The 11042-nt window shown below is 53.0% G+C and carries 11 protein-coding genes and 2 pseudogenes; all 13 read right to left on the reverse strand.

Translation table 11 applies throughout. The features are described 5' to 3' along the window. Positions 1 to 220 precede the first annotated feature (220 nt). Positions 221 to 1027, reverse strand: coding sequence for a cell division protein CpoB (cpoB, locus tag RTM06_RS21945; RefSeq protein WP_312184707.1), 807 nt, complete (start codon positions 1025 to 1027; stop codon positions 221 to 223). A 9-nt stretch (positions 1028 to 1036) separates the two neighbouring features. Continuing rightward, entirely contained in the window at positions 1037 to 1552 is a 516-nt protein-coding gene (gene pal / locus RTM06_RS21950; RefSeq protein WP_008107396.1) for a peptidoglycan-associated lipoprotein Pal, read from the reverse strand. A 64-nt stretch (positions 1553 to 1616) separates the two neighbouring features. Then, positions 1617 to 2893: pseudogene (gene tolB / locus RTM06_RS21955) on the reverse strand (Tol-Pal system beta propeller repeat protein TolB). 116 nt (positions 2894 to 3009) lie between these two features. Beyond that, positions 3010 to 4287 carry a cell envelope integrity protein TolA gene (gene tolA / locus RTM06_RS21960; RefSeq protein ID WP_312184708.1) on the reverse strand — a complete coding sequence of 426 codons (1278 nt, stop codon included), beginning with the start codon at positions 4285 to 4287 and terminating at the stop codon, positions 3010 to 3012. A 25-nt stretch (positions 4288 to 4312) separates the two neighbouring features. Beyond that, positions 4313 to 4741, reverse strand: coding sequence for a colicin uptake protein TolR (tolR, locus tag RTM06_RS21965; protein ID WP_008107389.1), 429 nt, complete (start codon positions 4739 to 4741; stop codon positions 4313 to 4315). 13 nt (positions 4742 to 4754) lie between these two features. Beyond that, a complete protein-coding gene (gene tolQ / locus RTM06_RS21970) occupies positions 4755 to 5441 on the reverse strand; it encodes a Tol-Pal system protein TolQ (protein WP_256695940.1) in 687 nt (228 codons plus the stop codon). Then, a complete protein-coding gene (gene ybgC / locus RTM06_RS21975; protein ID WP_312184709.1) occupies positions 5438 to 5842 on the reverse strand; it encodes a tol-pal system-associated acyl-CoA thioesterase in 405 nt (134 codons plus the stop codon). The genes tolQ and ybgC overlap by 4 nt, the downstream gene beginning before the upstream one ends. 198 nt (positions 5843 to 6040) lie before the next feature. Then, on the reverse strand, positions 6041 to 6334 hold the full coding sequence (ybgE, locus tag RTM06_RS21980; protein WP_256695939.1) for a cyd operon protein YbgE: 294 nt from the start codon (positions 6332 to 6334) through the stop codon (positions 6041 to 6043). Further along, positions 6334 to 6447, reverse strand: a complete 114-nt coding sequence (gene cydX, locus RTM06_RS21985; protein WP_007890642.1) for a cytochrome bd-I oxidase subunit CydX — start codon at positions 6445 to 6447, stop codon at positions 6334 to 6336. The genes ybgE and cydX overlap by 1 nt, the downstream gene beginning before the upstream one ends. A gap of 15 nt (positions 6448 to 6462) precedes the next feature. Beyond that, complete coding sequence (cydB, locus tag RTM06_RS21990; RefSeq protein ID WP_312184710.1) at positions 6463 to 7602, reverse strand: cytochrome d ubiquinol oxidase subunit II; 1140 nt, start codon at positions 7600 to 7602, stop codon at positions 6463 to 6465. Between the two features lie 11 nt (positions 7603 to 7613). Beyond that, positions 7614 to 9185, reverse strand: a complete 1572-nt coding sequence (cydA, locus tag RTM06_RS21995; protein ID WP_154153344.1) for a cytochrome ubiquinol oxidase subunit I — start codon at positions 9183 to 9185, stop codon at positions 7614 to 7616. A 662-nt stretch (positions 9186 to 9847) separates the two neighbouring features. Beyond that, entirely contained in the window at positions 9848 to 10723 is an 876-nt protein-coding gene (sucD, locus tag RTM06_RS22000; RefSeq protein ID WP_312184711.1) for a succinate--CoA ligase subunit alpha, read from the reverse strand. Beyond that, positions 10723 to 11042, reverse strand: a pseudogene (gene sucC, locus RTM06_RS22005) (succinate--CoA ligase subunit beta); the annotation flags it as partial. The pseudogene sucC and the gene sucD, both read right to left, overlap by 1 nt.

An 11042-nucleotide genomic window follows, 5' to 3' on the forward strand; every position in this document is an offset into this window, starting at 1 on the left:
ACCTGCGACCAATTGATTAAAAGTCAACTGCTCTACCAACTGAGCTAACGACCCATCTTCAGTGCTGCCGATACTTGTTAAGATATGTCCCGGCAACGGCGGCATATATTACTGATTTAGCGGGAGGGCGCAACCCTTATTTTCCACTAAATGTCTCAATTGCTTACCTTTCATGCTGTAAGACCAGAAATCACACGAAATCCGGTCTTTTAAGCACAAATTACAACCCAGCAAGACGTTTTTGCGCCTGCTTAGCAGAATCACTATTTGGGAATTGTTTGATCACTTGCTGGAAGACAGCCTTGGCTTTCGCCGTGTCGTTCTTCTCTTGCATGATCACGCCAACCTTAAACAGCGCTTCCGGAGCTTTTGGCGATTTCGCGTAATTTTTTACCACAGTGGCAAAATAATAGGCCGAATCGTCTTTTTTACCCTTGTTGTAATACAGCTGACCCAGCCAGTAATTGGCATTCGGCTGATAGGTAGAATCAGGATATTTCTTCACCCAAGCCTGCAGGGCAGTAATCGCCTGATCGTACTGCTTCTTCTCCAGAATCAGCGCAACGGCAGCATTGTAATCCGTGTTGGCATCGCCAGTTTGTGCTGGCGCGGCCGCGCTGGCGCTATCGCTGTTACCGCTATCAGTCGCTGCGGCACCCGCAGCGCCTGCAGCAGCGGCATCCGCACCACCGCCGGCCTGTGCACCGTTACTGCCGGAGCTGAGGCTGTCGATTTGCTGATAGAGCTGCTTCTGGCGCTCAATCACCTGATTAAGCTGATAGCTGTTTTGCTGGATTTGCCCGCGCAGCGAATCGATATCGCTTTGGTTATCGCTCATCTGCTGCTGCAATTGCTGCAGAAGCTGAGCCTGGGCATTAGAGATACGTTCAAGAGTGGTGACGCGGTCTTCGACCGAGCCTGAGCCAACGCTACTGATTGACGCCTGGGCATTAGCAGCCCCCAAAGGGGCCGCTAAACCAACCAGTAACGACAGACTCAACAGATGAAGTCTGAAGTTACTCATCATGATATTTTCTTAGTAAACCAGTACGGCACGACGGTTTTTAGCGTAAGCCGCTTCGTCATGACCCAGTACAGCTGGTTTTTCTTTACCGTAAGATACGATAGACATCTGGTCAGCAGAAACGCCTTTGCCTTGCAGATACATCTTAACGGCGCTTGCACGACGTTCGCCCAGGGCGATGTTGTATTCTGGAGTACCGCGCTCATCCGCATGACCTTCGATGGTCACTTTGTAAGACGGGTTGCCACGCAGGAATGCCGCGTGCTGATCCAGCATCTGAGCGTAGTCAGAAGCCACGTCATACTTGTCCAGACCGAAGTAAACGATGTTGTTCTGCTGCAGCTGCTGCATCTGCAGGCGCGCTTGCTCGTCAGAAGACATGTTACCGTTCTGACCAGCACCGTAAGCACCGTCGTTAGCGCCCATACCAGTCTGATCGTTGTTGTTGTTTTTGTGTGAGCTACATGCAGCTACTGCGATAACCGGCAGAGCCAGCATCAAACCCTTCAGCACTTTGTTCAGTTGCATTTCTTTATCCTATTATTTTGTTTGCCATACATTTTAATCCCCCGCCGTGCAGGGGATCTATGCATCACAGATACGGCGACCAGGCAGGGAATTTGACCTGTCCATCAGTTGCCGGAAGACGCGCTTTGAAACGCCCGTCGGTTGAAACCAACTGCAACACGGAACCCATCCCCTGAGTAGAGCTATAGATTACCATTGTGCCGTTTGGCGCCAGACTCGGCGTTTCATCCAGGAACGTGTCCGTTATTGTTTGAACGGCTCCCGTTACCAGATCCTGTTTGGCGACGTGCTGAGCGCCACCGGCGCTGCTGATCATCACCATAGTTTTGCCGTCGGTTGACACATCCGCATCCTGGTTTTGCGCACCTTCCCAGGTAATACGTTGTGGCGCACCGCCGTTGATACCAACTTTATAAATCTGAGGCGCACCGGCCTGGTCCGAGGTGTAAGCCAGCGTCTGGCTATCCGGGAACCACGTCGGTTCAGTGCTGTTATAACGACCATCCGTCACCTGACGCGTCTGACCTGAAGCCAGATCCATCACGTACAGGTTCAGGCTACCGGTTTTCGACAGCGCGAAGGCCAGTTTAGAACCGTCTGGTGAGAAGGCTGGCGCACCGTTGTGACGCGGATACGAAGCCACCTGACGGATTGCACCGTTGGCCAGCGTCTGCACGACCAGCGCAGATTTGCCGCTTTCGAAGGTCACGTAAGCCACTTTACTGCCATCTGGCGACCAGGCCGGAGACATCAATGGCTGCGGTGAACGGTGAACCACAAACTGGTTGTAGCCATCGTAATCCGACACGCGCAACTCATACGGGAACTGACCGCCATTGGTCTGCACCACATAGGCAATACGGGTGCGGAATGCGCCTTTGATGCCGGTCAGCTTCTCGAACACTTCGTCACTGGCAGTATGCGCCGCATAACGCAGCCACTGTTTAGTCACTTTGTAAGAGTTCTGTGCCAGCCGGTATCCACCAGCTGATAGGCAACTTGATAGCTGCCGTCAGCGTTTGGCGTTACCTGGCCGACCACGACCGCATCAATACCCAATGCGCTCCATGCGGCAGGTTGAACTTCCTGCGCGCTGGCTGGCTGTTGTGGCAGACGTGAACGGTCCAGCGGATTGAATTTACCGCTGTTGCGTAAGTCAGCAGAAACGATCCCGCCGATGTCTTCTGGTGCCGCGCCTGGGCCAGCCCATTGGAACGGAACCACACCAATAGGGCGTGCGGTGTTAACGCCCTGCGTAATTTCAATACGGACTTCTGCATGAAGCATTGCTGCCCACAGCAGTACAAAAAAACCTAAGGTTACACGAAGTGCCTGCTTCATTTTTTCTCCCTTACCTGAACCAGAGGTTCATGATAATTCGCACAGTTCCTGAAAAACACGAGTACTTATAGAGTACGGCGAGCTAACCATAGTTCAACCTGCCGTACGTTACTGCATTATTCTGGTTTGAAACGCATAGGTGCGTTTTTAAACACTTCATACACCGCCTGCGAAGGCGGCTTTGGAATACGCGCCTGCTTCGCGGCAGCGATAGCGGCCTGACACAAGGCTGGGTCGCCGCCTTCCGATTTAACATCAATCAGTAAACCATCTGGTGCCAGCTTGATGCGCAGGTTGCACTCTTTACCTTTATACAAATCCGCATCGTAGAAACGGCTTTGAATTGCGCCAACCACTTGGCCCAGGTAATTGTTGATGTCCGCGCCGGATGCACCCGCTTTCTTCTGATTGCCCTGCCCTGCAGCGCCACCCGACGCAGTACCACTTTTCGGTGCATTCTTACCAGAAGACAAACCACCTAACAGATCGTCAACGGCGTTTGCGTTCTTCGCAGCTTCCGCGGCGGCTTTTTTGGCATCAGCAGCGGCTTTCGCTTTTGCATCCGCCTTGGCCTTCGCAGCTGCATCGGCCTTGGCTTTCGCCTCGGCAGCAGCCTTTTCTTTCGCTTCTGCAGCGGCTTTTTCTTTCGCCTCAGCAGCCGCTTGCTCTTTAGCTTCTTTCGCTTCCTGAGCCGCTTTCGCCTTTGCATCGGCAGCAGCCTGAGCTTTGGCTTCAGCATCCGCTTTGGCTTTCGATTCTGCGGCCGCTTTTGCCTGCTGCGCCGCTTTCTCTTTGGCCGCTTCAGCAGCGGCAGCTTTGGCTTCCGCGTCCGCTTTCTTCTTCGCGTCAGCTGCGGCTTGCTTAGCTTCTTCTGCCGCTTTGGCTTTGGCGTCGGCGGCTGCTTTTGCCTGCGCATCGGCTTCCGCTTTGGCATCCGCCTTGGCTTTCGCTGCAGCGGCTTCGGCCGTTTTCTGCTGTTCCTGCGCCTGCTTAGCGGCGGCTTCAGCGGCTTTCTGCTGATCAGCCTGCTGCTTCGCCTGTTCTTTGGCTTCCTGTTGGGCCTGCAAGCGCTCTTTTTCCATCTCTTTCAGGCGCTGCTGCTCAGCAGCTTGTTTCTGCTGTAACTCTTCGGCCTGCTGCTGCGACTGTTTCTGACGCTGCTGCTCGGCGCGTTGGCTGTCTCGTTGCTGATTCTGCTGGCGGTTATACTGCTCAACCACGGCGCCGGAATCGACCATCACTGCGTCAATATCACTGCCACCGCCACCACCGCTGGATTCGATTTTTTCGTTAAACGAGCTCCAAATCAGTAAGGCGATCAGCACGATGTGCAGAATCACCGAAACGATTATTGCGCGTTTTAACTTGTCGTTCTGCTCGGTTGCCTTCGACACACTCGGTTCCCAAAAACGGTTCGCTTTAAATCGGCTGCGTCATCAAACCGACAGATTTCACGCCTGCCTGATGTAACAGGTTCAGCGCCTTGATGATTTCGTCGTAAGGGACGTCTTTCGCACCGCCGATCAGGAAGACCGTTTTCGGATTGGCTTCAATCCGGCGCTGCGCTTCGCTCACCACCTGCTCCGGCGGCAACTGCGTCATACGATCGTGATCCACCACCAGGCTGTACTGGCCAACACCAGACACTTCAACAATCACCGGTGGATTATCATCAGTTGAGACGGTTTTGGAATCTGTCGCATCCGGCAGATCCACTTCCACGCTCTGGGTAATAATCGGCGCGGTTGCCATAAAGATGAGCAGCAACACCAACAGCACGTCCAGCAGTGGAACAATGTTGATTTCCGACTTAAGGTCGCGTTTACCGCGACCACGGGTTCTGGCCATCGTAAACCTCGACTTACTTCGTGTTTTCGGTGGAGAAAGCCTGACGATGCAGGATAGCCGTGAACTCTTCCATGAAGTTGTCGTAGCCCTGTTCCAGCTTGTTAACGCGCTGGTTCAGACGGTTGTACGCCATAACGGCAGGAATGGCCGCAAACAGACCGATTGCGGTCGCGATCAACGCTTCGGCAATACCCGGAGCAACCATCTGCAGCGTGGCCTGTTTTACCGCACCGAGGGCGATAAAGGCGTGCATGATCCCCCACACCGTACCAAACAGACCGATATACGGGCTGATGGAGCCAACGGTGCCAAGGAAAGGAATGTGAGTTTCCAGCGTTTCCAGTTCACGATTGAAGGAGATACGCATCGCACGGCTCGCGCCCTCTACAACCGCTTCCGGCGCATGGTTGTTAGCACGGTGCAAGCGCGCAAACTCTTTGAAACCCGAATAGAAAATTTGCTCAGATCCGCTCAATTCGTCGCGGCGTCCCTGGCTTTCCTGATACAGGCGTGACAGCTCGATACCCGACCAGAACTTATCTTCAAAGGCTTCGGCTTCGCGCCCCGCCGCATTCAAAATGCGCGTACGCTGAATAATGATCGCCCATGAGGCAATAGAAAAGCCGATCAAAATCAACATGATAAGTTTGACCAGAAGGCTCGCCTTCAGGAACAAATCAAGAACATTCATGTCAGTCACTGCTTAAACTCCGCGACAATAGACTTGGGAAGCGCAATTGGCTTCATTAGATGTGGGTTGATGCAGGCAATCAGGACTTCTGCTTCATTTAGCACTTTGCCTTCTGCATTCACGATACGCTGCGAGAACGTCATCGTTACACGCGTCATTGAGGTCACTTCGGTTTGAATTTCCAAAAGATCGTCCAGACGTGCAGCCGCAACAAAATCGATCGTCATGCGTCGTACCACAAAAGCCACCTGCTCTTCCAACAGGACCTGCTGATTGAAATGGTGCTGGCGCAACATTTCGGTACGTGCTCGTTCATAGAAAGCAAGATAACTGGCGTGGTAAACCACACCACCGGCATCGGTGTCTTCGTAATAGACACGAACCGGCCAGCGAAACAGCGTAGTACTCACTCTACATCCCGGTCTCATTTTAAACGTTGCTACTATACGCAAGTGAGATCGGCTTGGGAATGGTCCGCCAGAGCCAAGCGAAAATAATTATCACAGGTTAACAACTGGAAGGATTTATAGGATGTTTCTTGACCGGACGCTGACAAAACCTCACGTCAGCGCCTGAAAATGCAGCGTTTTTAAGTCCTGAGCCTGGACTTAATGGTAGAACCAGAAAATTCCCACGATTAACACCAACATTGCCGGCAGCGGAGAAAACAGCGCTTGCCAGCGCAGGCGCTGCGGGCGGAAGCCGGTGCCGTGAATCACGCCGGTGCAAACGGCCCAAATCAGCAGCATTCCATGCCATATCGCTAAATCACTGGTACGCGCGGCAAAGCGCGTTGGCTGCCAAATCACACAGCCTGCCAGCCACAACGCGAGGATTAGCGAAAGGGCCCGAAGTGGGCCCTTGTCCATCAGACGATACAGCGTCTGAATCAGTGTGCGCATCAGACTTGCTCGTCCTTGGCGCTGCTCTCTTCAACATGCTCCAGTGCCAGCGCCGTAATCACACCGAACGCACAGGCCAGCAAGGTGCCAAGAATCCAGGCAAAATACCACATGCTCAATCTCCTTAATCAGTACAGGGAGTGCGTATTGCTCTCAATGTGTTCTTTGGTGATACGGCCAAACATCTTGTAATAACACCAGGCGGTGTACGCCAGGATAATCGGTACAAAGATGATGGCGGCAATGGTCATCACTTTCAGCGTCAGCAGGCTAGAGGTGGCATCCCACATCGTCAGGCTGATGCCTGGCACGGTGCTGGATGGCATGATGAACGGGAACATCGCAATCCCGGCCGTCATGATCACGCACGCTAAGGTCAGTGAAGAAGAGATAAACGCCAGAGCGCCCTTCTCGATACGCGAAAAGAGAATGGTCAGCAGCGGTAGCACCACGCCCAACAGCGGGAACAGCGACAACACTGGCATCTGCTCGAAGTTCACCATCCATGCGCCCGCTTCACGCACCACATCTTTACCCAACGGGTTGGATGCGGCGTGATGATCGATAACGCTTTTCAGCACATAACCATCAATGCCGTATTTCACCCACACACCGGCAAGGATGAAGCACACCATCATCACCAGCGCCGAGATTTGTGCGGTGCTGCGGCTGCGGACGTGCAACTCACCAGCGGTACGCATCTGCAGATAAGTTGCGCCCTGCGTCAGAATCATCGCCACACTCACCACGCCGGCCAGCAAGCCAAACGGATTCAGCAGCTGGAAGAAGTTGCCGGTATAGAAGAGGCGCAGATATTCGTCAGCATGGAACGGCACGCCTTGCAGCAGGTTGCCGAATGCCACACCAATTACCAGCGGCGGGACAAAGCTGCCGATGAAAATGCCCCAATCCCACATGCCACGCCAGCGCATATCTTCAATCTTCGAACGGTAATCAAAACCCACCGGACGGAAGAACAGTGAAGCCAGCACCAGAATCATTGCCACATAGAAGCCGGAGAACGCAGCCGCATACACCATTGGCCAGGCGGCGAACAGCGCGCCACCGGCGGTGATCAGCCAAACCTGGTTGCCGTCCCAGTGCGGCGCAATGCTGTTAATCATGATGCGACGTTCGGTATCGGTGCGTCCGAGAATGCGGGTCAGCATACCGACGCCCATATCAAAGCCATCGGTGACCGCAAAACCAATCAGCAACACGCCAATCAGCAGCCACCAGACAAAGCGCAATACTTCGTAATCAAACATGGTTGCTCTCCTTATCCACGCGCCGGCTGAGATGATGTCTTCAGCGTTTCATGATGATAGCGGCCGGTTTTCAGGCTGCTTGGACCGAGGCGCGCGAACTTGAACATCAGGTACATTTCCGCCACGAGGAACAAAGTGTAGAGACCGCAAATCAGCGTCATTGAGAACAGCAGATCGCCGACGGTCAATGAGGAGTTAGCGACTGCGGTTGGCAGCACTTCACCAATTGCCCACGGCTGACGACCATACTCGGCAACGAACCAACCCGCTTCAATCGCAATCCATGGCAATGGAATGCCATACAACGCGGCTTTCAGTAACCAGCGCGACTTACCGATGCGGTTACGAATCACGCTCCAGAAGGAGAGTGCAATGATGCCCAGCATCAGCACGCCGCCCAGCACCATGATGCGGAAGGCGAAGTACAGCGGTGCTACGCGTGGGATTGAGTCTTTCGTGGCTTTCTGAATCTGTTCTTCGCTGGCGTTAGCCACATCCGGTGTATAGCGCTTCAGCAGCAGGCCATAACCCAGATCCTTTTTGCTGGCTTCAAACTGGCTGCGCACAGCAGGATCTTTACTACCACCACGCAGTTCGTTCAGCAGCGCGTAGGCTTTCATGCCGTTACGAATACGCACTTCATGCTGCGCCAGCAGATCTTTCAAACCGGTCACGGGCGTATCAACAGAACGCGTAGCGATCAAACCGAGCAGATACGGAATCTGAATCGCATATTTGTTTTCCTGCGTTTCCTGGTCCGGAATACCAAACAGCGTAAACGCAGCTGGAGCCGGTTGGGTTTCCCATTCTGCTTCAATCGCCGCCAGTTTGGTTTTCTGCACGTCGCCGATTTCATAACCAGATTCGTCACCCAGCACGATCACCGACAAAATCGCCGCCATACCGAAGCTGGCTGCGATTGCAAAGGAGCGTTTAGCGAAAGCAATATCGCGCCCTTTCAGCAGATACCATGCGCTGATACCCAGGATGAACATCGCACCTGTGGTGTAGCCAGCGGCCACGGTATGCACAAACTTCACCTGCGCAACCGGGTTTAGCACCAGCTCGGAGAAGCTCAGCATCTCCATACGCATGGTTTCAAAATTGAACTCGGAAGCAATCGGGTTTTGCATCCAGCCGTTCGCCACCAGAATCCACAGCGCGGACATATTGGAACCGAGCGCCACCAGCCAGGTCACCGCAAGGTGTTGCACCTTGCCCAGACGATCCCAGCCGAAGAAGAACAGGCCAACAAAGGTGGATTCGAGGAAGAACGCCATTAAGCCTTCAATGGCGAGCGGCGCACCGAAGATATCGCCGACGTAATGTGAGTAATATGACCAGTTGGTACCGAACTGGAATTCCATGGTCAGGCCGGTAGCCACGCCAAGCGCAAAGTTGATACCAAACAACTTGCCCCAGAACTTAGTCATATCTTTATAAATTTGTTTCCCCGTCAGGACATATACGGTTTCCATGATCGCCAATAAAAACGCCATACCCAGCGTTAATGGCACGAACAGGAAATGGTACATCGCCGTCAGGGCAAACTGTAAACGCGACAGCTCGACAATATCTAACATGATGACTCCTTGCTCCTCGCATGAACTTCCCCTGCGGATGACAACGGCAAACAACAGACATTGACGCGCAGAATAAGATTCAGGAACGACTGATTATTGATTCCAGTTTTGTTACTGATAGAACAGAGAAAGCTGTTGCCCGAAGATGGCGAGTAACAGTGATAAAATTCCCTTAAAAACCGATCCTTTCAGTCAATTTTAAGCAGGAGTGGAATGAGGAGGCGGCAGAATTGATATAACAACGCCTGGCACAAACTCCCGAAAAATTATGACGAAGACTGAATTGATGCAGCGCAATTTATACCGGTTAGTCGCTGTTTTGCTAGCGGTAAAGTTTCCTATAACACGCTATTTATTGATCTGGATTAAGACTATAAATTTCCAGATATGTAGTGTTAGTGTGGTTGTTAATTAGATGTCAAAACATCGTCTTATAATTAAGAATATAATTACCTTTTCCGCAATTATTTAACCTCGTTCTGGAAAGTCGTGCGCCAATTGTTTGAAGAAGATCCAGTGATTTTTCCCTTCTTTACCCTGAGGACAGAGTAAGCATAGCCGCTGTTCTTGAAACCGTTGCGCTTTTTGCCCCTGTTTTCGGCGGGTTATTACCCAAAAAAAAGCCACCCGAAGGTGGCTTTTCAATATCCGTCAATACTGGCTTATTTGATTGGCAGAATCGCTTTAACCGCGTCACCAATGTCTGCCAGGCTGCGTACGGTTTTCACACCAGCCGCTTCCAGCGCAGCAAATTTCTCATCAGCAGTACCTTTACCACCGGCAATGATGGCGCCTGCGTGGCCCATACGTTTGCCTTTCGGTGCAGTCACACCCGCGATGTAGCCGACAACCGGCTTGGTCACGTGCGCTTTGATGTAGGCTGCTGCTTCTTCTTCCGCACTACCACCGATCTCACCGATCATCACGATCGCTTCGGTCTGTGGATCTTCCTGGAACAGTTTCAGGATGTCGATGAAGTTAGATCCTGGGATCGGGTCGCCACCGATACCTACGCAGGTAGACTGGCCGTAGCCGATGTCCGTGGTCTGCTTAACGGCTTCATAAGTCAGCGTACCTGAACGCGATACGATACCGACGCGGCCTGGCTGGTGAATGTGGCCCGGCATGATACCGATCTTACATTCGCCTGGGGTGATCACGCCTGGGCAGTTCGGGCCGATCATGCGTACGCCAGCTTCATCTAGCTTCACTTTCACGGTCAGCATATCCAGCGTTGGGATACCTTCGGTGATGGTGATGATCAGTTTGATACCCGCATCGATCGCTTCCAGAATACCGTCTTTGCAGAACGGCGCTGGAACGTAGATAACCGTGGCGGTTGCGCCAGTCGCTTCTACTGCTTCACGCACGGTGTTGAACACCGGCAGGCCGAGATGCGTGGTGCCGCCTTTGCCTGGCGTGACACCGCCAACCAGCTGCGTACCATAGGCCAGCGCCTGCTCAGAGTGGAACGTCCCTTGACCACCGGTGAAACCCTGGCAAATGACTTTGGTGTTTTTGTCGATCAAAATGGACATTATTTACCCTCCGCTGCAGCTACAACACGCTGTGCAGCGTCTGTCAGGCTGGTTGCTGCAATGATGTTCAGACCGCTGTCCGCCAGTTTCTTAGCGCCCAGCTCGGCGTTGTTACCTTCCAGACGTACCACAACTGGCACGTTTACACCCACTTCTGCCACTGCACCGATGATGCCGTCTGCGATCAGGTCGCAACGCACGATGCCGCCGAAGATGTTAACGAACACGGCTTTTACCGCATCGTCAGACAGGATGATTTTGAAGGCTTCGGTCACGCGCTCTTTGGTTGCGCCGCCGCCCACATCGAGGAAGTTTGCCG

Source organism: Pantoea sp. CTOTU46764 (assembly GCF_031974595.1).
In the GTDB taxonomy this organism is placed as follows: domain Bacteria; phylum Pseudomonadota; class Gammaproteobacteria; order Enterobacterales; family Enterobacteriaceae; genus Pantoea; species Pantoea trifolii.